The organism is Pseudoalteromonas rhizosphaerae, assembly GCF_028885455.1.
Classification (GTDB): Bacteria; Pseudomonadota; Gammaproteobacteria; order Enterobacterales; family Alteromonadaceae; genus Pseudoalteromonas; species Pseudoalteromonas rhizosphaerae.
In genome coordinates, this window is sequence record NZ_CP118496.1 from 1,378,108 (window position 1) to 1,402,075 (window position 23,968).

General features: G+C 40.4%; 21 protein-coding genes. 11 read left to right on the plus strand and 10 right to left on the minus strand.

The features are described 5' to 3' along the window. Positions 1–17: 17 nt before the first annotated feature. Positions 18–2,243, minus strand: coding sequence for a CapA family protein (locus tag PVK79_RS05820; protein ID WP_220491207.1), 2,226 nt, complete (start codon positions 2,241–2,243; stop codon positions 18–20). 252 nt (positions 2,244–2,495) lie between these two features. Here PVK79_RS05820 and tyrR point away from each other — a divergent pair, with 252 nt between their 5' ends. Beyond that, positions 2,496–4,052, plus strand: a complete 1,557-nt coding sequence (tyrR, locus tag PVK79_RS05825) for a transcriptional regulator TyrR (protein WP_145237318.1) — start codon at positions 2,496–2,498, stop codon at positions 4,050–4,052. 27 nt (positions 4,053–4,079) lie between these two features. Here the strand turns inward: tyrR and PVK79_RS05830 are convergent, their stop codons facing one another. Next, positions 4,080–4,568 (minus strand): hypothetical protein, encoded by a 489-nt coding sequence (locus tag PVK79_RS05830; RefSeq protein ID WP_145237744.1) that lies wholly within the window; start codon positions 4,566–4,568, stop codon positions 4,080–4,082. 111 nt (positions 4,569–4,679) lie between these two features. On the opposite strand from PVK79_RS05830, the gene PVK79_RS05835 reads away from it, so the two are divergent. Then, a complete protein-coding gene (locus PVK79_RS05835; RefSeq protein WP_257325484.1) occupies positions 4,680–5,216 on the plus strand; it encodes a thioesterase family protein in 537 nt (178 codons plus the stop codon). Between the two features lie 46 nt (positions 5,217–5,262). Here PVK79_RS05835 and PVK79_RS05840 read toward each other — a convergent pair whose 3' ends face one another. Continuing rightward, positions 5,263–5,916, minus strand: coding sequence for an OmpW/AlkL family protein (locus PVK79_RS05840; protein WP_145237312.1), 654 nt, complete (start codon positions 5,914–5,916; stop codon positions 5,263–5,265). Positions 5,917–6,153: 237 nt separating this feature from the next. On the opposite strand from PVK79_RS05840, the gene PVK79_RS05845 reads away from it, so the two are divergent. The 3 genes from PVK79_RS05845 to PVK79_RS05855 all read left to right on the plus strand — a co-directional run bounded on the left by PVK79_RS05845 (position 6,154) and on the right by PVK79_RS05855 (position 9,940). Then, positions 6,154–7,572: an MATE family efflux transporter gene (locus tag PVK79_RS05845; RefSeq protein ID WP_145237310.1), complete on the plus strand. Its 1,419-nt coding sequence runs from the start codon at positions 6,154–6,156 to the stop codon at positions 7,570–7,572. Between the two features lie 281 nt (positions 7,573–7,853). Then, positions 7,854–9,041, plus strand: a complete 1,188-nt coding sequence (gene dapE, locus PVK79_RS05850; RefSeq protein ID WP_257325485.1) for a succinyl-diaminopimelate desuccinylase — start codon at positions 7,854–7,856, stop codon at positions 9,039–9,041. A gap of 227 nt (positions 9,042–9,268) precedes the next feature. Next, entirely contained in the window at positions 9,269–9,940 is a 672-nt protein-coding gene (locus PVK79_RS05855; protein ID WP_257325486.1) for a hypothetical protein, read from the plus strand. 123 nt (positions 9,941–10,063) lie between these two features. Here the strand turns inward: PVK79_RS05855 and PVK79_RS05860 are convergent, their stop codons facing one another. From PVK79_RS05860 to olsF, 3 genes are all read right to left on the minus strand, one after another. Next, complete coding sequence (locus tag PVK79_RS05860) at positions 10,064–10,771, minus strand: response regulator (protein ID WP_257325487.1); 708 nt, start codon at positions 10,769–10,771, stop codon at positions 10,064–10,066. Between the two features lie 19 nt (positions 10,772–10,790). Continuing rightward, positions 10,791–12,215: an ATP-binding protein gene (locus PVK79_RS05865; protein WP_257325488.1), complete on the minus strand. Its 1,425-nt coding sequence runs from the start codon at positions 12,213–12,215 to the stop codon at positions 10,791–10,793. A gap of 601 nt (positions 12,216–12,816) precedes the next feature. Further along, entirely contained in the window at positions 12,817–14,529 is a 1,713-nt protein-coding gene (gene olsF / locus PVK79_RS05870; RefSeq protein ID WP_145237294.1) for a bifunctional ornithine lipid synthase OlsF, read from the minus strand. A gap of 169 nt (positions 14,530–14,698) precedes the next feature. Here olsF and PVK79_RS05875 point away from each other — a divergent pair, with 169 nt between their 5' ends. Both PVK79_RS05875 and PVK79_RS05880 read left to right on the plus strand, forming a co-directional pair. Further along, positions 14,699–15,619 carry a 2-hydroxyacid dehydrogenase gene (locus tag PVK79_RS05875; protein WP_257325489.1) on the plus strand — a complete coding sequence of 307 codons (921 nt, stop codon included), beginning with the start codon at positions 14,699–14,701 and terminating at the stop codon, positions 15,617–15,619. A gap of 98 nt (positions 15,620–15,717) precedes the next feature. After that, a complete protein-coding gene (locus tag PVK79_RS05880) occupies positions 15,718–15,849 on the plus strand; it encodes a hypothetical protein (RefSeq protein ID WP_257325490.1) in 132 nt (43 codons plus the stop codon). Between the two features lie 30 nt (positions 15,850–15,879). Here PVK79_RS05880 and smrA read toward each other — a convergent pair whose 3' ends face one another. The 3 genes from smrA to PVK79_RS05895 form a co-directional block, all read right to left on the minus strand. After that, a complete protein-coding gene (smrA, locus tag PVK79_RS05885; RefSeq protein WP_257325491.1) occupies positions 15,880–16,458 on the minus strand; it encodes a DNA endonuclease SmrA in 579 nt (192 codons plus the stop codon). A gap of 134 nt (positions 16,459–16,592) precedes the next feature. After that, the gene (locus PVK79_RS05890) at positions 16,593–16,838 is read right to left on the minus strand and encodes a hypothetical protein (protein ID WP_145237284.1); all 246 of its coding nucleotides are present in this window, start codon (positions 16,836–16,838) and stop codon (positions 16,593–16,595) included. Positions 16,839–16,937: 99 nt separating this feature from the next. After that, positions 16,938–17,387: a hypothetical protein gene (locus PVK79_RS05895; RefSeq protein ID WP_182717079.1), complete on the minus strand. Its 450-nt coding sequence runs from the start codon at positions 17,385–17,387 to the stop codon at positions 16,938–16,940. 109 nt (positions 17,388–17,496) lie between these two features. Between PVK79_RS05895 and PVK79_RS05900 the strand changes: the two genes are divergently transcribed. Then, positions 17,497–17,880, plus strand: a complete 384-nt coding sequence (locus PVK79_RS05900; protein WP_145237278.1) for a response regulator — start codon at positions 17,497–17,499, stop codon at positions 17,878–17,880. A gap of 92 nt (positions 17,881–17,972) precedes the next feature. Here the strand turns inward: PVK79_RS05900 and rpsT are convergent, their stop codons facing one another. Then, positions 17,973–18,233, minus strand: coding sequence for a 30S ribosomal protein S20 (gene rpsT, locus PVK79_RS05905; RefSeq protein WP_145237275.1), 261 nt, complete (start codon positions 18,231–18,233; stop codon positions 17,973–17,975). 297 nt (positions 18,234–18,530) lie between these two features. Between rpsT and murJ the strand changes: the two genes are divergently transcribed. From murJ to ileS, 3 genes are all read left to right on the plus strand, one after another. Next, a complete protein-coding gene (gene murJ / locus PVK79_RS05910) occupies positions 18,531–20,069 on the plus strand; it encodes a murein biosynthesis integral membrane protein MurJ (protein ID WP_338052649.1) in 1,539 nt (512 codons plus the stop codon). A 109-nt stretch (positions 20,070–20,178) separates the two neighbouring features. Beyond that, positions 20,179–21,105 carry a bifunctional riboflavin kinase/FAD synthetase gene (gene ribF, locus PVK79_RS05915; RefSeq protein WP_145237272.1) on the plus strand — a complete coding sequence of 309 codons (927 nt, stop codon included), beginning with the start codon at positions 20,179–20,181 and terminating at the stop codon, positions 21,103–21,105. A gap of 25 nt (positions 21,106–21,130) precedes the next feature. Further along, complete coding sequence (ileS, locus tag PVK79_RS05920) at positions 21,131–23,959, plus strand: isoleucine--tRNA ligase (protein ID WP_145237269.1); 2,829 nt, start codon at positions 21,131–21,133, stop codon at positions 23,957–23,959. Positions 23,960–23,968: the final 9 nt, after the last annotated feature.

The window sequence follows — 23,968 nt, forward strand, 5'->3', positions numbered from 1 at the left end:
CCAAAATAGAATAGAGATTAATTAAAGGTGCTATACGTTAGTTTAAACGTAACAGAAGACGTTGCATTTAAACGTAAAAAGTCAAATCCATGGATTTTATCCGTGCGCCACATCGTATCAGTGAAGTTTACTTTTTGTTGCCATGAAATCATTGCCATATCATCCAACGCCAAGCTTGCTTCGCCACTATTTGGCGCAAAGTGACGCAAGGTAACTTTAATACCGCGCGGTGGTAACTTTTCTGGGCCAAGTGTTAAGTCGTCAGAAGGCAGTGAAAAGTCATAGTTTAAGGCTTGCCAGTCATGGTTACCAGCCGGTTCAATATCGACCAATTGAGTAGAAAATTCAAGGCCATCCTCAGCGGTGGTATAAACTATTTTTGCGTCTAGTTTTCCGGCGTTTTCAGCTTTACTGTAACCAAACAAACTAAACTCCTTGAAGACATCAATTGAGCCATCATCATTAGGTAATTCCATTGCACGAATGGTTTGTCTAAATGGGAGCAGCGATGGCGTGTTATCAAACTGGGTGCGAGCAGAGCATAAGCCTTGCGCGCCTGAACGAGCACCACTTAAGCAAGGCGTTACGCTGTCGCCGGTGTGATCCCAACGAGCAACTTCTAGTTGTTCATCATCGTTATCCCAATCTTCAAAGTCACCGAAAATCATTAAATCGCGCCCTAAAGTGACATCACTTGGCGATCCGTCAATGATTTCAAGTTTAGATAAAAATGCTTTTGTTGATGGAGCAAAGTTGCGTAAATCTAGAATGCTTTGATTTGGGGTAACTGTAACTGTTTCCGTGTGCTGAGAAACAGTCGCTTGATCTGCGGTGAAAAATACATCGGCATAACCATCTCGTGGGATCAAGGTAATGTTATTATCAGAAAACTCAGCCAGACGTCGTAATAAATAATCACTCAAAAAACCATTGGTAAATTTAGGCTGATACCCTTCAACATAAACAGGGTAAGCAAAAGCGCGCTTCGTCATAGGAGATGCATCTTTGTCTACATTTACTAACACCGCAACGCCAAGCAGCGTTTCTAAGCGGTCTTGGTCAAACACAAAATTGCCTAAGCCTAAAATGGCAGGTACGCCATTAAAAACTGCAAAGCCTTGGGCAATATGCGGATGATGAGCAACTAATAAATTGGTTTGTTGTTTGGATAAAGAATTAAACCTGCCTTTAATGTAACCGCTGGGTTGATAAGTGTATTCATCACCACCATGCATTTGGGCAATTACATAATCACTATTTTGCACTGCATCATTAAGATAGTTGGAGACTAATTCTGTTTCTGTTAAATCTGCGGCACCGCCTTTTGTGGCATCGGTAACATAGGTAATTGCATGTTCTTTACCTGTAATGGAGGTCGCTGAAAAAAGTCCTAACGTGAGTGTTCCCACATCCATGAACTTTGCTTGGTAAGCACTGGCTATGTTTTTCCCTGCGCCACTGTGAGCAAGGCCAGCGCTATCTACTTCAAGCAAAGTATCATTGAGGCCATCTTCTAAAAAGTCATACACATGATTATTTCCTAGTGCGACGTAATCAATACCAATGGCTTTGATCCCATCTAGCGTCTCAGGTAATGAAAAAAAGCTAAACTCTTTTGTTGGATGTGCTGCTTCAGGACTACTTGTTATCGGTGTCTCTAAGTTTACTGATGAAAAATCAGCAGCTTGAAAAAATGGTGCGACAAAATGTGTTAATGCTTGAGCATTTTCACTGGCTGTTGCTGGACGAATAAGTGCCCCTGCGACATCAGGGATCGCAGCCGTCATAGTTGCCAAAGAGGGATCTAAAAAGCGTCGTGCAAACATAGTATCGCCAGCAAATAGCAGGCTAACCGAGTTACTACTCTTAGCTGTTAGGGTCAGCTGTTGCTGAGTGTTATCAGCAGTAATTTTGACTGTAGCGACAGCAGGGAAGTAACTTTCATCAGCGATCATTAACCGATGGTTACCTGTTGTAATACCTGAGTAATTAATTTGCCCACTGGCATTTGTTTGATACTGCTGTCCTGCAAACTCAACCATGATGCCAGCCACACTATTAGCTTGCTGATCGGTTATTGTGATTACACCATTAAACGTTTTTTTTAAATAATCATCGCGCAGTTGTGCATCGCTCTTTTGGGCTTGTGTTTCGCCTGTATCATAGGGGTCTTCAACCTTACAGCCAGCGATAATTAGGGCTAAGCAGAGAATAGAAAAGAGTTTATATTTTTTAATTTTCAAACAAGCCTCGTTATCACTGTAGTTACATTTTTTAATACGTTTTCATTATACGGATTTTTTGTGGAAATGATATTAGCCAAGTATTTGAATTTTTCTAATATCATTCATACTAAATTATAGTCAGTTGCCATAAAAAGTCTTTGCAATAATGGTTAGTATCATTTGTCCAAAAATCTTTACAATAGACTACCCAGCGATGGGTAGTTAGCGTATTATTTGCGACATAGTAGGTTTTCTCTTTTTGAGGGTGAAATGCGTTTAGATATCCATTGTGCAGACCGCATCGGTATTGCTCAAGAAATACTCAATATTTTAGTCAACTATCGCGTTGATTTAAAAGGTATTGAAGTTGATTCAATTAACTGTCGTATGTATGTGAGTTTTCCACCGATTGAATTTGAGCAGTTTCAAAAAATCATGCCCTCAATTCGATTAATTGATGGTGTACAGGATGTACGTACCACCGCTTTTTTACCTTCTGAGCGTGAGCATAATGAGCTCAACACATTGTTGCGTGCGCTACCAGATGGTGTGATCTCAATTGATGCCAAAGGTTGGGTAAGGCTTTGCAACGATGCTGCATGTAAAGATTTACAGTTAACTGAAAAAGAAGTTATTGGTTCAAATATTAATAATCTATTGAAAGGCTTTAACTTTACCCGTTGGTTAGAAGGCAAAGAAGTACTGGGACAAACAACCCGGGTTGAGGTGGCTGGTGAAGATTTTATCGCGGATATCTTGCCAATCGCAGTACCACAAGGCAATGAAGGTGATGTATTAGCCGGTGCGGTGATCAACATTAAATCACAAAGCCGTTTAGGTCAGCAGGTAAGTGCGTTTCGTCGTTATGGTCAAGAAAGCTTTGCAACTATTCACAACTTTAGCACTGCGATGCGTCGTGTGGTTCGTGAAGCGCGTAAAATGGCACAACTTGAAGCTCCGATACTTATCACTGGTGAAACCGGTACCGGCAAAGAGTTACTGGCACGCGCTTGTCACTATGCATCTAATCGTTCTGTAAAACCTTTTATCGCTTTATCGTGCGCTTCACTGCCTGATGATGTTGCTGAGTCTGAATTATTTGGTTATGCCGGTTATGAAGAAAATGCAGCGCCAAAACGCGGCGTATTAGAGCAAGCGGATGGTGGCACGGTATTTTTAGATGAAGTGGGTGAAATGTCTACCCAACTTCAAACTAAGTTACTGCGCTTTTTACAAGATGGTACATTTCGCAAAGTTGGCGATGAGAACGAAGTAAAAGTAAATGTACGCATTATCGCCGCCACGCAAAAAGATTTACCCGCGATGGTACAAGAGGGTACGTTTAGAGAAGATTTATACTATCGGATCAATGTACTGACTTTAGAAATTGCTCCACTACGTGATCGTAAAGCTGATGTAGGGCCACTTGCAGAACATTTTATTCAAAAATATGCGCAGCAAAATGGTCATGCAATTCCGGAACTATCTGCAGAGTGTTTGTCGTTTTTACAAGATTATCCTTGGCCGGGCAATGTCCGCCAATTAGAAAATGCGATATACCGTGCGGTCTCGTTATTAGATGATAACGAGCTGCGTGTTGAGCATTTACAATTACCAGCATTTACCCATGATTTAGGGTACTTGGAGTCTGATTTTGAGGGCTCGCTCGACCAAGCTGTAAAGCGTTTTGAGGCTACATTATTACGTAAGTTGTACCCTGCTTACCCAAGTTCGAGACAATTGGCTAAGCGTTTAGGGTTAAGTCATACCGCAGTTGCAAATAAGCTACGTGATTACGGCATTAATCGTAAAACTGTAAAAGTGTAAACTGACTCAAATCAACAGTATTGGGTACTATTGCTTAGTACCCATATCTTTGGTTACACCGTCAATAGCGACAGTATCGATACCCTCAGCGGTGAACTTAATTAAGATACTGATGTTATTACGGGCAAAAAAGTAATCTTTGTTATCTAAACTGATAACATAATCCCCTTTTACCGCGCCTTTATATTGACGTTTTTCAAGTTTGATTGTGTGTTCGCCAATTTCCCAGCTGAATCCTTCAATAAAGCCATTATTAAATTCTTGCACCCACACTTGTTGGTCGTCTTTTGCTAAAGTAATAGCAATGGAATAGGATTCAGGTAATTGCATATCATAGCTTTTTTTACCTATAGTAAACTTGCTATTTTGTTGCTGCCAAGCAAACCCAAATTGAAACGGCTTTTCAACCCCAGTTGGATAACGTACGTCTCCTTCGCCAGGATAGTTAAAGTCGGCCATCGCGCTGGTACTCATCAATGCAAATACCATACTCAAATAAGAAACTGATTTTTTCATCATTTTTCTACTATTATTTATAATCAGAGAATTTCAGAGTAGAGCAGAATATTCTCCAATGCAATACGCTATGCTACACTCACAAAACTGTTAACTGGTAAGACCTTTATTGTGAACTTATATTTTCGTCTTTTATTATTATTTTTTAAAATCAAACGTAACCGTGATTATCAATCATTGTTAGACACTGTGGATATAGATTACAAAGCGCTGCCAAGTGATTGTGATATTAATTTACATCTTACTAACTCTCGTTATTTAGCAATGATGGATTTAGCTCGCACTTGGATGACTGAGCGAGTTGGCTTGCTTGAAACGATTATGAAAAAACGTTGGTTTCCTATCGTTAACGCCACGGCCATTACTTATATTCGTGATATTAAGCCAATGCAACGCTATACCATTAGCACGCGCTTAGTGGGTTGGGATCATAAGTATTTTTATATTGAGCAAAAATTTCATTCCGAGCGTGGCTTGCATGCGATCGCCTATGTAAGAGGTGTGTTTAAGCGCAAGCGAGGTGTCGTCAGCGTAGAAGAAATGCTAGAGGCGGTAAACTTTGATGGTGTTGTGCCTATATTACCTACGGAAATTATGCACTGGAAAGAAATGTTAGAGCAGAAAAAAATAACAAATCTTCCCAGTTGAATTTACATACACTGATAAAAGGTCGTTAGGCCTTTTTAGAGTATGTTTAAAAAGCGTATTTAACCCCTAACATGGCAACTACAGGATCAATTTTTACTGTTGAAGTAAGAGCTTGTTTACCATCGGCATAAACAGTTGCATCGGTTTCAATATCCATGATTGATACCATCGCATGTACGCCCCAGTTTTGATCTAGCATATAGTTAAAGCCTGCTTGAGCTACAAAACCAAATGAGTTATCAAGCTTTACTTCAACGTCGTTGGTGCCCAGTACTGTTTTTAGCGCTGTAGAAGGTTGCTCATCAAAAAACACTGTGTAGTTAATACCTACACCAACGAATGGGCGAAATGCTGAAGTACTTTCTAAAAAGTGGTACTGAGCGATTAGTGACGGCGGTAATTGCTTAATATCAGCTATTTTATTGCCAGCTAAACCACCGGTGCCATTAACTTCATGAGAAAAGGGTGTTGCAGCAACCAATTCTAGAACCCACTGATCGTTAAATGCATAGTCAACTGTAATACCCAGTTGTGTATCCGAGCTACCTTTTAAGCCTAAACTTGGATCTTCATTGATCGCTGAGCTGCTATTGTCAGGGTTAACATTAATAGCACCGACATTAACGCTTAAGTTTGCACTGGCGAAAGGAGATGCGATTAAAAGTGAGGTGAGTAACGCTGCGCTAAGTTGTTTTTTCATGCTGTTCTCCGAGAACTACTTTTTGAATTGGCGTTATTATCAGCCAAAAAAAAAATAAAAAACTGTTCTAGATCAAGCTTTATAACAGCGTATAAAACGGCGCAGCGTTTGTTTGATTTAGATTAAGGTTTACTTAATTGACGTTTAAAATCGATTGACAGTGCACTCTTTTTTATTGCTATTCATCAATAGGTCAGGAAAATAAGTTATAATTGCTGCTTAAAGCAAGGGTATACAATGAACGAAACCAACCATCTTTTTCTGTCTGGCTCTATTAGCAAAGCACTGTTAAAACTTGCAGTTCCTATTATTCTTATCAATATTTTACAATCTGCCTATCAATTAACCGATGCGTTCTGGGTTGGTCGTCTAGGGGCGGCACAAGTTGCAGCGGTGTCAGTAAGTATGCCAGTGACTTTTTTAGTGATTGCGATTGGCTCTGGACTTGCGATGGCGGGGGCTATTTTGTCAGCGCAATATATGGGGGCTGGCCAGCAAGATAAAGTAAACCATGTGGCCGCACAAACAGTGTTAATGGTGACTGTGACGGCCATTTGTTTAGGAATTATCGGTTATTTGCTATCTCCTTACTTTTTACATTTACTGGGTGTTGAAGATGCCGTTTATAACGATGCTTTAAAATTTATGCATGTGTCATTTGTGGGTGTGGTATTTGTATTTATTTATGCCATGTTTCAAGCCTTAATGCGGGGTATTGGCCAAACCAAGGTGCCACTGATCATTGTTTCCGTAACCGTGTTGCTAAACTTTGTACTCGATCCATTATTTATTTTTGGTTATGGCAGCTTTACAGGTCTTGGGGTGATGGGGGCAGCGCTGGCTACATTGGTGACACAAAGTTTGGCAGCCATTGCTGGCATTGTTATTTTTATGCGTGGTCGCCATGGTATTAAGCTAAAATTATCAAGTTTCATTCCTGATTACAGTTATATCAAACAAGCGTTTTATTTAGGTGCACCAGGCTCTGTGGAGTTGTCAGCGCGTGCATTTGGTTTGATTATCATGTCTTTTTTAGTGGCTAGTTTTGGCACTCAAACCATTGCTTCTTATGGTGTTGGTTCAAATATATTACAGATGGTGATGATCCCGGCTATGGGACTCTCGATGGCTGTGTCGACCTTGGTCGGACAAAACATGGGCGCAGGTAACCCGCAACGAGCAGAGCAAATTACTAAGTTGGCGGTACTTTGGGGATTATGTGGTTTGTCTTTTATTGGGGCGATTGCATTTATATTTGCACCTTACCTAGTGGCATTTTTTATCCCCGATGATCAAGGTGTGATAGCCAAAGGCGCACAGTTTATTCGTGTTATGTGCTTAACTTGGGGCGGAATAGGCGTGCAATTATGTGTGGTGGCTGCATTTAGAGCATCAGGGAACATGCTTAATGCGATGTTGTTGGCGCTGTTTTCTCAATGCGTAGTACAGTTTCCGGTGGCGTATATTTTGTCAAAACACACACATCTGGGCGATCACGGCATTTGGTACTCGTTTGCTGTCACCAATGTGATCGTCGCATCGCTATCGTATTTGTGGTTTTGTCGTGGTCGTTGGCAACAAACAAAATTGACCAAAGATGATAAAGATATCGCTAAAGTCAGCCAAGAAGCATTCATCGAAGAAGGTGCACACTAATACCAATCGACTTAAATATTTAACCATTCTAGCGCGCTAAATAAAGCGCTAACTGCGTTAGTAATTTTTCATGTACGACTGCATGGATGCAAGAGGTAGAGCAATGCAGGAGCAATTGCCGAGAACAACTACATGTCAAAATCTCTGCCTTGTTATCACTGTATTTTTCTGTCGCTATAAATGGTCAGTAACTTAAAACGATTAGTATAATCCGTGTTTCATAAAGCGGTCATAAATTCAGGTTGTAATGAATACACTCTCTCTTAATAAGGGTGTTAATTATGACTTTAGCTATCCAATCTCACACCACGAATGATGCAATCCACACTGATACTGTGGTCAGTTACCTTCAAAAGCTGATCCAATTTAAATCTGTTACGCCACAGCAAGCCGGGGCAATAGACTGGTTAGCAAAGCAGTTAACAGACCTTGGCTTTAACTGTGAACAGTTTACCTTTAATAATGTTACTAATTTAATAGCTAAAGTAAGCTTTGGTGATGGGCCACGCTATGCTTTTTCGGGGCATATTGATGTGGTCCCCGCATCTGGAGGAGCGTGGCGAGCAGAACCATTTTCAGGTGATATTATTGATGGCGCGATTTATGGCCGAGGCGCTGCTGATATGAAAGGGGGCGTTGCCGCCATGTTATGTGCCAGTCGTGCATTACTGGCTAACGTAGCTGCAAAAAAAGGTACTTTTTACTGGTTGATCACCTCTGATGAAGAAGGGGAAGCGGAATATGGTTCACTACTGATTGCCGAGCGTTTAGCGCAACAGGGCATCCAACTTGACGGCTGCATTGTCGGCGAGCCAACCAGTCATTTGCATGTTGGTGATACAATCAAAAATGGCCGTCGAGGTGCACTGTCTGCGCGGTTAGTGATCAACGGCAAAGCAGGGCATGTTGCTTATCCAGAAAACACCATCAATGCAGCTCATCTTAGTGCAGAAGTAATCAAGCGCTTGACTAGCATAACTTGGCAGCGTGACGAGCCAAGTTCACATACGAGCTTGCAAATAACCGGGATTAATATTGCTAATGTTGTCGATAACATGGTGCCAGCACTATGTGAAATGACATTTAATATTCGTTATAGCCATGGTTATAAAAGCAGTGATATAAAAAATGAGATTCAATTCGCGTTAGACGATTTACAAGCTTTGCTGAGTGTGGAATGGGAGCGTCCGTGTGAGCCTTTTTATACGAGTCATCAAACGCGTCGCTGTTTATTGACTCAAGTTGAACAAGCTATTTTTAATGTGACAGGCAGTTATCCTTTATTAAGTACCAGTGGCGGAACTTCTGATGGGCGGTTTTTTGCCAATGATTACACCCAAGTGATTGAATGCGGGGTACGAAATAATACCATCCACCAAGTTAACGAGCATGTGCCTATTAATGACTTACTAAAAATTGAGAAAATATATACACAGCTTTTAGAGCAGGTATTTAGCCGTATCAGCTGACTATAACGCAAGGCCATCATTAAACTGTTCATTATAAACAGACAATTTCTGACAATGTCCGACAAGCGCTGAGAGATGTCTCGTAAAGGATATGCTAACATTTTTTCAGTAAATTTCGCTATTCGAAATAAAATACTTAGTAATTGATTAATAAAAAATTATTAAAGTAATAACAGCGTTTAGTGCGGTTTTTAGCGTTGATAAAATTAAACATTATGGAGATTGTTATGAGCACCAGTAATAAAGGATTTAGTATTGCACTGTTGTTTGGTGTGGCAGCTGCTTTAAGTGGATGTGGTGAAAGCACGGATGAATTAGATGATAAATTAACCCATCAAGCAAATATGTCTTTCATAAATTCATTGGATTATATGGCTGACTTTCATGTCAAAAAAAGGAGTATTAGCACCGGCTACAGTGGTTTATTCGATAGTGATAATATCGCTGCGGGCGATGTAGAGGCCAATGCTGTGGGTAGTCGCTATAACTACAGTTATAAAGTAATCAATAACATGATTAACTTGGGAGTTAAAGATAGTATCAATGCGAATAAAGAGGAACGCATAAATACAACCTTGAGTAATAACGACGATTTATGGGTAATTGCTTGGCAATCTTCAGGTAAGCGGGCTTTGTCTGTCATTGATAAAAAACAAAACAATACTGCAGATGTATTTAATGTGCGTTTATTTGCCAACGGCGAGTATGATGTGTCAATTGATGATAAAAAAGTATTAACTACAAAAAAGGGCAGTGTCACAGCGTTCTTAGCGGTGAGTAATTGTGCTAATGGCCTAAAAGTTGCCAATCAGGCTATCGATTTATGTACGGGTAATTTTGGCGCTTCATATTTATTAGTTGTCGATAGTAATGGTAAACGAGTAATGGCTGAAGAATAACTTTAGATTAAAACTCCTCTGGTTAGTGTGAAATAGTTGCTGAGATAGATGTATTATCCACAGTTCAAGTCTTTAAAAGGCGCTACTCCCATGTTGGAGATATAGCGCCATATCCACCTAGAACTACCACTCACTAACTACAAATAAGTAGCCTTTGGAACGGATAGTCTTAATTTTTATTGGGTTACGCGCATTATCACCGAGCTTCTTGCGTAACTGGCTAATATGATTATCAACACCACGTTCAATTCCATCATAGTGATAACCTTTTATTTTTTCAACAATGTCACTACGTGACAGAATAACTCCTGCATTTTTAGCAAGCAGTAGCAGTAGGTCATATTCGCCGTCTGTGAGCTGGATATGTTGCGTTGCTAAAGAGACAGTTCGGTTGTGCGTATTAATGATTAATTGCCCAAACGTTATAGACTCTTTCGTTTGTGGCTTTATGGCGAGTGGATCTGTGGGATGTCCACGTCTTAAAAAAGCTTTAATTTTTGCCAGTAGTAAGCGAGGTTTCACCGGCTTTAGTAAATAATCGTCGGCACCAATTTCAAGCCCTACAACCTGATCAATTTCTTCTTCTCGTGCAGTAAACATCAAAATATAGCCGCTGTATGACTGCCTTACTTCGCGGCATACCGTTAAGCCATCCTTGTTCGGTAACATAACGTCAAGCAGCACCAGAGCTGGCTGCCACTGAAGAATACGGGAGACCGCATGCTCGCCATTTGATTCTATTTCAACCTGATAGCCTTCAATCGTTAAATACTCTTGAATTGACTCAGCAAGCGGTAAATCATCTTCTACCACTAAAATCTTTGTTTTCATTTCTTGTTCTCTATGTGGATTATCGATGTGTGCGTTTGGCTGGCCAATTTAGTATGAAACATGCACCACCTAAGCTGGATGGCTCAACACTCGCGGTTCCTTCATGCCAGCCTAAAATTTGTTTAACGATTGCAAGGCCTAGTCCGGTTCCACCGACTTGCAAATTACGACTTTGATCTTCTCGATAGAATGGTTCAAATACCTTCTCAGCACAGGGTAAAGGAATACCATCACCGTTATCAGCAACACAAATCAGCCAGCCTTTTGCGGTTTGTTCATAGCTTACTTGAATATGGTTTCTTCCATACGCTATGGCATTGCGCATTAAATTACTTAATGCACGGCTCATATAAAACTTATCAATCATTGCATGGCAAGCGCCTTGTTCAAGTAAAACAATCTCAGTATCAGGGTTGGCTTCTTGCCAACAGATTAACTCTTGTTTTATCCAATGATTAAGTTCAACGGTTGCAAATGTAAGAGTGGGTATTTCGCGCTCAAATCGAGCATGTGTAAGCATTTCTGACACTAATGAATTTAGTTCATTCAAAGATAATTCAATCCGCTCTAGTTGCCCTAGTTGATAGTCATTGGTTGTACTATTTCTAAGTAATTCAACATTGAATTCAATGCGTGCGATGGGAGTTCGCAATTCATGTGATACAGCATTGATCAGAGTTTTATGAGAAGAGATAAGGCGTTGTATTTTTTCGGCCATGGTATTAAACGTTTTGGACAAGTGGTTTAGATGGCTAAAACGAATTAGCTTAGCGCGAGCATCAAATTTACCTTGTCCAAGTAATATCGCCACTTTATTGAGCGATAACATAGAGCGCCAGCCAGGAATTAACCATATTATAATTGGTATAAGCAGAAAAAAGCCGAATATAAAATAAAAGATACTTAACATGTACACCACTTTGCCCTTTAGTTGAGGGCTAAAAGGGCCAAGTACAATTACTTTATCGCTATTTTTGATGCGCTGTACGGCAATGTCGGCGGGATAGCCAATAAAATCAGAATCCGCAGTTGATATGGTCACAATAGCTCCTGTTTTTAATTGGGCTATTTGTTGCTCTGTGTAAGTTAACTCACTCAATGTCATCAGTGCAACGGGATATGTAAAATCATCACTGAGCGAATCAATTATCGACGGCCAGCTCTGCTGTGGGTGTTGCATCAGCATATTATTCAGTAGGTAAAAAGAGCCCATCATCCAACGTTGCGCTTCGTTGATCAGATGCTTAGGAACCGTATTGGGTTTTACAATTACTAATAGCTGTTCGTCATCTATTTTTCGATATGCTAAATCTGTTTGCGGATCACCCCAAATTTTATCCTCTGCGAGCCAAGATTGTTGCTCACTTGAAAAATCACTTTGTTGATAGTCTTGTAAAGTAAGTTCAAAGCCAAAATTAGCTTGTATGTTTTGTAAGTAGGCCATTCTCTGGTGTTTAGGTATGGATTGTAATTGTTGTGCAAGAAGATCCGTAGAGCCTGATGTTAAAAACTCTAAAGCCCATTTTTCAGTAGGGTACCTGACGTTACTTTCAAAATGAGGTATCACCAATAATTGAATGCTAACTACCGAAAAAATAATGATAAAAGATAAAAATAGCAGGGACCTTTTCATAGCTGTTCTGTCAACAATTTGTGTACAACCACTTTATCATATCTGCACATAAAAACTACTTTTGATAGCATACAGCGAACGCAAATTCACGTTACGGATATATACCCAAACCACATCAAGATGCGAGTTTTAGTTGGAATTAAAAGCGATTTAGGCAAGGCATTGATTGCAAGTAATAGTGGTTCTATTGTTAAAATCAATAACGCAGTATAAATCGCTTTTAAACCAACCCGTTGGGCGTTTCACAGGGACTTACTCTCATCGTTGTTTCTTAAAAGGGATTGCCATTCTTGCAAAGTAACACCTTGATATTAAGCCCCTGTGAAACGCTGAATTCTGTATCTTGAGGTGGCTTGGGTATAGTAAATAAGCTAGATGGCTGGTCGTCCTTATTTTATACACCTTTGCGTTCTTAGTTCTTTCCTAAATATCTTTTTGCTTTGCCTTCTTTTACTTTTTCAAGATCAACAAGCACTAAGCCATCAATACAATTATTGAAATCAGGATCAACACTAAAACTTAAAAACTGTACGCCGCCAGGCTCACATAGTTCGGTGTATTGTTTAAATAAAGTGGGTACTTGGGCACCCATGTTTGCGAGCACATGTTTGAGCTCAACAAAGTCTTCTTTGACATCATCACCGCTAAATAGATTTGCGCACTGTATGAGTTGCTGCTCTGTGAGTTTGAACTCATTATTAGGTGTAGCTATAACCTGCTTAGCGCCGTAATAATGCTGATAATAATGAACTAACATGGCTTTGGCTGGTTCTGGCAACGCGTTAGAGACACTGACTGCGCCATAGAGGTAGCGATACTGAGGATAATTTTTCACAAACGCGCCAATCCCATACCATAAATAATCAAGACTTTTACGACCCCAGTATTTAGGTTGTACAAAGCTGCGACCCAGTTCAATACCTGCAGCAAAGTAAGGAGTCATTGCATCACTGTAAGAAAATAAGCTATCAGTATATAAACCTTTGCGGCCGTGTTTATCAATAATAGCTTGAGCACAAGCAAGTCGGTATGCGCCAACCAATTCAAGTTGTGAGCCGTCCCATAAAACCAAGTGCTGATAATCCATATCGTACTTATCAATATCACGACGCTTACCACTGCCTTCACCAACAGTGCGAAACGAAATCTCTCGTAACCGGCCAAGCTCTCTGAAAATCGCTGAGCTGCCTTGATATTGATAAAGGTATATCTGCATGCCGTCTTGAGTTGTGCCTAATAGCTCACACTGTTCGATGGCTTTTTTTAGTTCCTTGCGGCATTCTGAGGAGGCGATGGGTGCTTGTGTTTTAAGCGGTAAGGTTTTCTTTGAGGTAAGTGCATAAAGCTGCTTACGGATCAGATTGACTACTTCTTTGTCTTTAAGGTTTTCAATTAAATAAGACTCTGGAGGTATCGATGCGCCAATTTCAAACTCTAATGATTTTTGTCGTTGTTTAAACATTTCTTTAACCAGTAATAAACTCGCTAAAGGCTTGTAAATCATCGATGTGCCATAAAAAAGTGGGCTATTTTTGGCTTTAATAAAAATCGGTAAAATTGGCGCATTGGCTTTTTTTGCGATCCGTAAAAAACCACTATTCCACTTGCAATCTTTAATTCCGGTAGGGCTTAAACGCGACACTTCACCTGCTGGGAAAATGAGAATGGCCCCAGCTTCTTTAAGGTGCTGGTGGATATTATTGAGTTCTTGCTTTTTACTGTCACCCGATAAATTATCGACCGGCAGTAATAATGAGTGCATTGGCGTAACTGACATTAACATGCGATTGGCAACGACCTTTAAATCCTTACGAACACTTGATAATACTTTAATTAATGCCAGTGCATCTAAAGAGCCAATAGGGTGGTTAGCAACAATAACTAACTTACCCTCACTAGGAATATTCTCAATCTGCTTTGGCTTGTAGCGAGTATCAAAATCTAGTTCATCCAACACTTGCTCAACAAACTCAATGCCTTGTAAGTGCGGGTAGGCATCACCAAATGCAACAAATTCTTGTTCGTGAAGCAAATAACCTAACCCTTTTTTAACTAAACTTTTTACTTTAGGTGAGTTTTCTAATTGTGGTAGATTTGCTGCGATTACTTTATCAACACTGATCATAATTACCTCGTTTGCATATGGTGATCAATATATCGCCAGAGTAAAAGCTTGCCATGACAATTAGGTTGCAGTTGTGTGACTTTTTAAAGAGCCGAGCAGTAATTCGATTAGATTAAATGTTTTAACAAAGGTTATACTCTTTGCAAATCAACAACTCTATAGGCATAACATGAGCGTACACGTTGCGATTAGTGGACGTGATTGCAGTAAAATTATTACTGCGTTAGCGACTAAATTACCAGGTGTAAAAATTTCACAGTGGCCAGACTGTGATAACTTAGAGGATGTTGAATTTGTGCTTGCTTGGCTGGCACCTGCAGATATGTGGGCACAACTACCGAATTTAAAAGTAGTTTCTTCATTTGGCGCAGGGGTCGATAGCATTGATTTAAACTTACTCCCTGACAATGTCGTTGTGACACGCATCGTTGATGAAAATTTAGCTCATGATATGGCAGAGTATGTGCTTACCCATATTTTAGCGCATAAGTTAAGGCTTAAAGACTATGTGATTAAGCAACAACAACGACAATGGCTGCCAAAACGCGCTTATAGTCATAATCATGTTGTGATTTTAGGTTTTGGTGAGTTAGGACAAAGCTGCGCTAAACGTTTACTGGCTAATAATTTTACCGTAAGTGCATTTTCACAAAGCCCTAAAAATATACCCGAAGTAAATTGTATTCATCAAGTAAGTGAGTTACCAAGTTTGTTAGCACAGGCTGATTATCTCGTGTGTTTATTACCACTAACCACGCAAACGAAGGGCTTTATTAATCGCAACTTATTAATGCAGCTACCAAGTCATGCCGTGCTCATCAATGTAGCGCGAGGCCAGCACGTCGTTGCAGACGATTTACTTTGGGCATTAGATAATCAAATTATAAGAGGAGCAACATTGGATGTTTTTGCACAAGAGCCATTAGCTGCAGAGCATCCTTTTTGGCATCAGTCAGCGGTTACAATGACTCCCCATTGCGCGGCATTGTCTGATCTGGAAACTGTAACGCAGCAGATTGCTAATAATGTACAACGTATGAAAACAGGCCTTAAATTAAATAATCAGGTTGATAGAACAAAAGGTTATTAAAAGTTCAGCGACAATAGCGTAGTACATCTTGTTAACATCTGTAATTTTAGTTAGTCTAGTTAACTCAAAAAACACTAACAATAATAATAAGGTGTACAATGAAACAGCATCAAACAGGCGTTAAATTTAGTATTATCGTTATTTCAGTGGTCTTAATGGGTGTGTCTGCATGGTTTAATCAAGCTAATGCAAGTGAACAAGCCCCCGTTTTACAAAGCCAAACAGAATAAATAGAACCAACAATTGATAACGAAGCCGGGTTAGCGTTTACTATGACGCTCCCGGTTCTCACTCTTCTTCTCATCACTTTTTTTAATTAACACATAGCTTGCACCACTGCCACCATGATGCCTAAGTGCACTATGAAAGGCTAATACGCAGTCAATTTCTTGTAGCCATTTATTGGTATAACTTTTTAACACCCCAGGGGTCTTTTTGTTTTTGATACCAGTGCCGTGGCGGATCACTACCACACGAATATTACTTTTTTGGCAATCAGTTATAAATTCAAATAAGGCTTGGCGTGCGTTTTTTAGTGTTTGGCCATGTAAGTCAAGTGTCGCATCAAGCTGATACTTAGCTAATCGAAGATTTTTAAATACAGCATCTTGCACTCCCGCATTTTTATAACTCAATAGTGCATTAGGCTCTAATAGCTCGACTAATTCACTACGTAGATAATTTTCATCGATGTTTAAATTTAATTCTGCGGCTTTGCGTTTTTGTTGCTGGGCTAAAGAGGGGCCAGTTAAGTGTTGTGATGGTTCGATCGTATCGTGATCTAGGCGAACAACGTCTTCCATAGACGTTAAAAATAAATCAGAGTCAGTTAAAGGCATAGTGATACCCAAAGTAGCATAATACGCCGATGATTTTAACTTAGTTCATTTTGCTGCCCAAGTTCTATTCGCGCAAAAAAATACCCTACCGAGCAAAGCCCGGTAGGGTACATAAAATTATCTAGGGAGAGATATTAATTTTGCGGCACATTTAATTGCCCAAAGGTATAAACCTTGAACAAGTAAAACGTGTTTATCAACACTAAACTCATGTTTGAAATAACACTCGACGACATTAAATCCAAGCTAAATGACAAAAACAGTAAAGCACAGGCGCTGATCGCCGCTACACGCAGTATTGTTAATTGATTGATAAAAAACGCCCCTAATCCTAGGGCTAACAGGATAATATTTAAAAGCCAATCTAGCTCGTTTAGCATGGTTGTATCGTTGTTCAAGTGTTGAAAAAAGGAGCGCCATTATGTTGATATTTTGCGCACCTTTCAACCAAGTAATTTTATATTTTCAGATTATTTTTTTTAATCCAAAATTAATTTTTGTAATGCAGAAAAAAAGCCGGCTTGTTCGGTTACTCGATATTTTTGACAAGTATCTGGTTGCTTATTGTTTTGACATAAATAAAGGCTATTACGCGCTAAATCGGCATTTGGCTGCAAATTTGAGTCAAATAACATGGCGCCATAACCAAACAGTCCCGGCCAATATACACTTTGCGTTACTAATCCTAATTTTTCATAGGTTAATAACTGTGGTTTGGGGATAACTAAAATAGCAAACACAATAACACCCGCTACAATAATGCCTGTGCGGCTTTTTTTTGTTTCAGCTAATTCACTACTAGCAGTTTGTGTTTGTGCTTGCGTGACGTTTGCCTGAGCAGGCGCTTTTCGCTTGTTAGTTGGTGCCGTTGGTTTTTTTCGTTGAGGCGTTTTTCCTAGCAAGGATTGTTTTTTTATATTATTTGACATAAAGCAAATCTGGCCTTTTAAGCAGAGCTCTCTATAATGAGATTATTAAATTAGAAAAGTTATTAAGCATAATAACTTAAACCTAGTTCATAACCTACGGGGATCAACAATGAATACGCAGCTTTCAATTTTAATAGTGGATGATGTTGGAACAGTGCGCAGCTTTCTCCATCAAACATTAATGCACTTAGGTATTGAAAATGTTAGAGAAGCGTCGACAGCTGCGCAATGTATAAGTGCTTGCCAAGCGGCCGATTATAATATTATTTTTTTAGATATTGAGTTGCCAGACGGTGATGGTAAAGAGATTATCGCGCAGATCAATGAAATAAACCCACAAACTAATGTCGTTATGGTATCGGCTCACTCAACGGTTGAGAATGTTAAAGATGCAATCGATAAAGGGGCTAAAGGATTTGTGGTAAAACCATTTACACCGAAGAAAATAGCGGCAATGTTGAAAAAGTTTTATCCAGAATTAGACGTTGTTTAACGCAACAACAGTGTTTAAATAATTTTAAGCGTTAAATGATAGATATAAAAAAACCGGTCAAGACCGGTTTTTTATATTCTAGCAAAAACAAATTATAGCGCTTTGATCTTAGCTGCTATGCGGCTCTTATGACGAGCTGCTTTGTTTTTGTGAATTAGACCTTTAGTTGCATAACGGTCTAAAATAGGTGTAGCAACTGCGAAAGCTTGCTGTGCAGCTTCCTTGTCGCCCGCTTCAATAGCAACAACTACTTTTTTGAAGTATGTACGCATCATTGAACGACGGCTTGCGTTATGCTGACGGTTTTTTTCGCTAGTGATAGCGCGTTTTTTTGCAGACTTGATGTTAGCCAAGGTTTGCTCCTAACAATCTTAAAATAAGCTTAATTTAAAGGCCGTGGAATATGCCTTTTTTAATCGTGAATGTCAATAAAAATTTGACATACCAAGAAAAACTGCTCCTATATAACGAACATCAATTTGCCGCTCTAGCACAGTTAATACCGCTATTGTAACAAAGGCGGTGAGTTCAGCCTAGTGCTTTAGAGCGATTTATAAAAAAGACTGTGGCATAATTGGTTTTATCGTTGGTTTTAAAGCAGGTTTAGTGTGGCAAAAGGATTATTTCGTTCCGGTATGATTGTAAGTGCAATGACAATGATATCGCGTGTTTTAGGATTAGTGCGAGATGCTGTTGTCGCAAATTTACTTGGCGCAGGTGCTGCCGCCGACGTTTTTTTATTCGCTAATCGTATTCCCAACTTTTTGCGCCGCTTATTTGCTGAAGGGGCATTTGCGCAAGCATTTGTGCCAGTTTTGTCGGAAATCAAACAGCAACAAGGGGACGACAAAGTCAGGCTGTTTGTTGCTCAAGCTGCTGGCACACTTGGTACTATTTTACTGGTTGTAACTATTATCGGTGTAATTGCATCGCCAGTTATTGCAGCACTATTTGGTACTGGGTGGTTTATTGAGTGGTGGCAAGGTGGCCCAGACGGTGAAAAATTTGTATTAGCCAGTAGTTTACTTAAGCTAACGTTCCCTTATTTATTTTTTGTAAGTCTTGTTGCACTCAGTGGCGCGGTGATGAATGTTTATAATCGTTTTGCTGTTGCGGCCTTTACGCCAGTGCTGTTGAATATTTCGATTATTGCCTGTGCAATCTTATTACACGATAAATTCTCGGTTGGTGCTTATTCGCTAGCTATTGGTGTGTTTGTCGGTGGCGTGGTGCAGTTATTGTTTCAATTGCCGTTTCTGTACCGAGCGAAAATGCTCAGTAAACCACGTTGGGCCTGGCAGGACGAAAATGTAAAAAAAGTCCGTAAGTTAATGTTACCGGCGTTGTTTGGGGTATCTATTAGTCAAATTAATCTACTGCTTGATACCATGATTGCGTCATTGTTAATGACAGGGTCAATTGCTTGGTTATATTATTCTGACCGCCTAATCGAATTTCCACTGGGGTTATTTGGCATTGGTATCGCGACGGTTATTTTACCTGCGCTATCTAAATTACATAGCAGCGAAAAAAGCAGCGATTTTCAGCACACCTTAGATTGGGGAGTGCGGTTTGTGATCTTTTTAGGCTTACCTGCGATGATTGGTTTGATGATCATTAGCCCGTTAATCATCTCTGTATTATTTGATCATGGCGCGTTTAGTCAAGGGGATGTCGATCATGTTCAGGCCGTGAGTTTAGGGGTGATGGCTTACTCTGTTGGGCTTGTCAGTTTTATGTTGATCAAAGTTTTAGCGCCGGGATTTTATGCACGTCAAGACACTAAAACTCCGGTGCGTATTGGCATTATTACGCTGGTGTTGAACATGGTCTTTAATATTATGTTAGCACCGTTTATAGGTTACTTAGGATTGGCGCTTGCGACTTCAATGTCGGCCAGTTGTAATGCGTACCTGCTTTATCGTCAATTAAGCAAAGAGCAGGTTTATCAGTTTTCGCGTTTTAGTTTATTGTTTACCTGCAAATGTTTGCTCGCCGCCTTATTGATGGGGGCTGTAGTTTGGTACGCTGCGACACAGTTTTTATGGCGTCAGTGGCATTTTAGTGAGCAAGTTGTTTTATTGATAGGTTTACTCGCTCTGGCAGGGGGGGTGTACTTTTTAGTGTTGTTTTTACTCGGGGTAAGACTAAATACCATAAAAAACGTTGTTAGTGCTCAATCAGACTAAAAAAATCAACTGAAACTCGCATCTTGAGGTGGTTTGGGTATAATCGGTGATTCTGTAACCCAAGTGAAATTTTACTCGGTACATAACGCTTACAAAGGCATTAGGTGGCATGGAGTTAATTAGAGGTATCCACAATATTCGCACACAGCATTATGGTTGTGTGTTGACCATTGGTAATTTTGATGGTGTGCACTTAGGTCATGGTGAAGTACTCAATGGATTACTCAATGACGCTAAAAAATATAACTTACCGAGTACGGTAATGTTATTTGAGCCTCAGCCACAAGAGTTTTTTGCCAGAGATAATGCGCCAGCTCGATTAACGCGGTTACGCGATAAGCTAGGTCTGTTAGCAAAGTTAGGCGTTGAACGGGTAATTTGTATTAGTTTTAATCAGCAATTTGCCAATATGCAAGCTGAGCAATTTGTGACAGAAATACTGATCAACAAGTTGGGTGTCAAAGCGCTAACCGTAGGTGATGATTTTCGCTTTGGTAAAAGACGCCAAGGTGACTTTAATTTACTAAAAAAAATGGGCCTCGCGGCTCATATGGATGTAAAAAGCACCGCGAGTTTTCGGCAATTAAATGCTAGAGTAAGCAGCACCTTGATCCGCCAAGCATTAGCTGAAGGTCAGTTAGCGCAAGCCAAAGCGATGCTAGGTCATGATTACGCAATATCAGGGCGAGTGATCCATGGCTGGAAACGCGGTCGTGAATTAGGTTTTAGAACTGCAAATATTGCGTTAAAGCGGCAAGTATGCCCTGTAAATGGGGTGTTTGCGGTACAAGTAACGTTAAACGATAAAACAGTGTATGGGGTTGCAAATATTGGCAACAAACCCACATTTAATGGAACACGCGCATTATTAGAAGTTCATCTGTTCGACTTTGCGCAAGATATTTATGGACAGTTTATGCACGTGGAGTTAATTAAAAAGCTTCGCGATGAGAAAAAATTCGAGACATTAACACAATTGACGGCACAAATAGCAACTGATGTTGCTGCCGCTAAACAGTGTTTTGGTTTAAATTAGGTAGCCGATACGGAAACTAGGATTAATGAGCGACTACAAGCATACTTTGAATTTACCGGAAACGACGTTTCCAATGCGCGGCAATTTGGCACAACGTGAGCCAAAAATGCTTAAGACATGGTATGAAGACGACCTGTACGGTCAAATTCGCAACGCTAAGAAAGGTAAAAAAACCTTTATTTTGCATGACGGCCCTCCGTATGCGAACGGCGATATCCATTTAGGTCATTCAGTAAATAAAATTCTAAAAGATATTATTGTTAAATCAAAAACCTTATCTGATTTTGATGCGCCTTACGTACCTGGTTGGGATTGCCATGGTCTACCGATTGAATTAATGGTAGAGAAAAAAGTGGGTAAGCCAGGCGTGAAAGTCACGGCTGCAGAATTCCGTGAGAAATGTCGTGAATACGCTAAAAAACAAGTTGAAGGCCAAAAAGTTGATTTTAAACGTTTAGGCGTATTTGCTGATTGGGATAAGCCTTACTTAACCATGAATTTTGACTTCGAAGCAAACGCAATTCGTGTGCTTGGACGTATCATCGAAAAAGGCCATTTACACAAAGGCGCAAAGCCTGTGCATTGGTGTACTGATTGTGGTTCTGCTTTGGCCGAGGCTGAGGTTGAATATCAAGATAAGCAATCACCAGCGATTGATGTGCGTTTTGAGTTTGTTGATCAAGCGGCCGTTGTTAGTGCCTTTGATTTAAAAGCCGATCATGAAGGTAAAGGTACAGTCAGTACAGTGATCTGGACAACTACACCATGGACACTGCCAGCTAACCGTGCGGTTGCCGTACATGCTGAACTAGAATATGCCTTAGTGCAAGTTGATGATGAAGGCGCGCAGCAGCGTTTGATTATAGGGTCAGAGCTAGTTAAAGATGCAATGGATCGCTACGGCTTTAAGCACTTTCACGTATTAGGTTATGTAACGGGTTCAGCACTTGAAAATTTACAAGTGGCGCATCCATTTTATGATTTTAATGTACCAGTGATTGTGGCCGATCATGTTACTACTGATTCTGGTACGGGTATCGTGCATACAGCACCTGGCCACGGTCAAGAAGATTTCGTGGCAGGTCTACAATACGGCTTAGAGGTGGCTAACCCGGTTGGTGCAAATGGTGTTTATTTACCTGACACTGAGCTTTTTGCAGGTCAACATGTATTCAAAGCCAATGCGAGTGTAGTTGATGTGCTGACTGAGCGTAATGCGCTTATGCATCACCATGCCTTAACGCACAGTTACCCGCATTGCTGGCGTCATAAAACGCCAATTATTTTCCGTGCAACGCCGCAGTGGTTCATTAGTATGGATCAAGCTAATTTGCGCCAAGATTCATTAAAAGAGATTAAAAACACTCAGTGGTTGCCAGAATGGGGCGAAAGCCGCATAGCAAACATGGTTGAAGGTCGCCCGGATTGGTGTATTTCGCGTCAACGTACCTGGGGTGTTCCAATTGCACTGTTTGTTGATAAAGACACCGGTGCTCTTCATCCTGATACTCAAGCTTTGATTGAAAAAGCAGCCCTGCTGGTTGAAAAATCCGGTATTCAAGCATGGTATGACTTAGAGCCTGCAACTTTACTTGGTGAAGCTGATGCTCAGCAATACATGAAAGTGCAAGATACATTAGATGTATGGTTTGATTCTGGTGTAACGCACGCCTGTGTGGTTGATGCTCGCGAAGATTTAGTTGGTCCAGCTGATTTATACTTAGAAGGCTCAGATCAACACCGCGGTTGGTTTATGTCATCAATGATGACGTCAGTGGCAATTAATGGTCATGCACCATATCGTCAAGTGCTAACTCACGGTTTCACTGTTGATGAAAACGGCCGTAAGATGTCAAAATCGCTAGGTAACGTTATTTCACCACAGAATGTGATGAATAAACTCGGTGCAGATATTTTACGCTTGTGGGTTGCTTCAACTGATTACACTGCAGAAATGACCGTATCAGATGAAATCTTCAACCGTTCTGCGGATCGCTACCGTCGTATTCGTAACACTAGCCGTTACTTACTCGCTAACTTAAGTGGTTTTGATCCTAAAACTGACCAAGTAGCTATTGATGACATGGTTGAACTTGATCGTTGGATTGTTGGCCGTGCGGCGCAATTACAAGATGAAATTTTGGCGGCTTACGAAAGTTACCAAATGCTCCAAGTAACGCAAAAGCTAATGAATTTCTGTACTGGTGAGCTTGGTTCATTCTATTTAGATGTGATCAAAGACCGTCAATACACAGCGAAAAGTGATAGTCATGCCCGTCGTTCATGTCAAACAGCTCTATATCATATTGCCGAAGCTATGACTCGCTGGATGGCGCCAATCATGAGCTTTACCGCACAAGAGATTTGGCAAGCACTGCCAGGTGAACGTGACCAATATGTGTTTACTTCAGTTTGGTATGATGGCTTAAAAGCGGTTGGCGAAGGCCAGTTTAGTAATGACGATTGGTTAACGATTCTTACTGTGCGTGATGAAGTAAACCGTGTGTTAGAAGGTGCACGTAAAGAAGACGTGATCGGTGCGACACTCCAAGCTAATGTGAATATTTTTGCCAATGCAGAGCTTGCAGCTAAATTAGCAGCTTTGGGTGATGAGCTTCGCTTTGTATTCTTAACATCTAACGTTACTGTTACAGCTGTTGATACACAACCAGATGCAACTCAAACAACTGAAATTGAAGGCTTATACATCAGCGTATCAGCTACTGATGCACAAAAGTGCGAACGTTGTTGGCATTACTGTGATGATGTAGGTGCAAATCCTGCGCATCCAGAAATTTGTGGTCGTTGTGTTAGCAATGTAGATGGCGAAGGCGAAACACGCCAATTCGCATAGGAGTAGGAA

Bases quoted from the DNA above. Each gene is read 5' to 3' on its own strand.
- smrA (WP_257325491.1), bottom strand. From the start codon at position 16,458: ATGCCTTTAACTGACTCTGATTTATTTTTAACGTCTATGGAAGACGTT.
- olsF (WP_145237294.1), bottom strand. From the start codon at position 14,529: ATGATCAGTGTTGATAAAGTAATCGCAGCAAATCTACCACAATTAGAA.
- PVK79_RS05890 (WP_145237284.1), bottom strand. From the start codon at position 16,838: ATGCTAAACGAGCTAGATTGGCTTTTAAATATTATCCTGTTAGCCCTA.
- PVK79_RS05855 (WP_257325486.1), top strand. From the start codon at position 9,269: ATGAGCACCAGTAATAAAGGATTTAGTATTGCACTGTTGTTTGGTGTG.
- PVK79_RS05865 (WP_257325488.1), bottom strand. From the start codon at position 12,215: ATGGCCTACTTACAAAACATACAAGCTAATTTTGGCTTTGAACTTACT.
- murJ (WP_338052649.1), top strand. From the start codon at position 18,531: ATGACAATGATATCGCGTGTTTTAGGATTAGTGCGAGATGCTGTTGTC.
- PVK79_RS05875 (WP_257325489.1), top strand. From the start codon at position 14,699: ATGAGCGTACACGTTGCGATTAGTGGACGTGATTGCAGTAAAATTATT.
- ileS (WP_145237269.1), top strand. From the start codon at position 21,131: ATGAGCGACTACAAGCATACTTTGAATTTACCGGAAACGACGTTTCCA.
- PVK79_RS05880 (WP_257325490.1), top strand. From the start codon at position 15,718: ATGAAACAGCATCAAACAGGCGTTAAATTTAGTATTATCGTTATTTCA.
- PVK79_RS05860 (WP_257325487.1), bottom strand. From the start codon at position 10,771: ATGAAAACAAAGATTTTAGTGGTAGAAGATGATTTACCGCTTGCTGAG.
- PVK79_RS05840 (WP_145237312.1), bottom strand. From the start codon at position 5,916: ATGAAAAAACAACTTAGCGCAGCGTTACTCACCTCACTTTTAATCGCA.
- PVK79_RS05845 (WP_145237310.1), top strand. From the start codon at position 6,154: ATGAACGAAACCAACCATCTTTTTCTGTCTGGCTCTATTAGCAAAGCA.
- ribF (WP_145237272.1), top strand. From the start codon at position 20,179: ATGGAGTTAATTAGAGGTATCCACAATATTCGCACACAGCATTATGGT.
- PVK79_RS05830 (WP_145237744.1), bottom strand. From the start codon at position 4,568: ATGAAAAAATCAGTTTCTTATTTGAGTATGGTATTTGCATTGATGAGT.
- PVK79_RS05900 (WP_145237278.1), top strand. From the start codon at position 17,497: ATGAATACGCAGCTTTCAATTTTAATAGTGGATGATGTTGGAACAGTG.
- PVK79_RS05895 (WP_182717079.1), bottom strand. From the start codon at position 17,387: ATGTCAAATAATATAAAAAAACAATCCTTGCTAGGAAAAACGCCTCAA.
- tyrR (WP_145237318.1), top strand. From the start codon at position 2,496: ATGCGTTTAGATATCCATTGTGCAGACCGCATCGGTATTGCTCAAGAA.
- dapE (WP_257325485.1), top strand. From the start codon at position 7,854: ATGACTTTAGCTATCCAATCTCACACCACGAATGATGCAATCCACACT.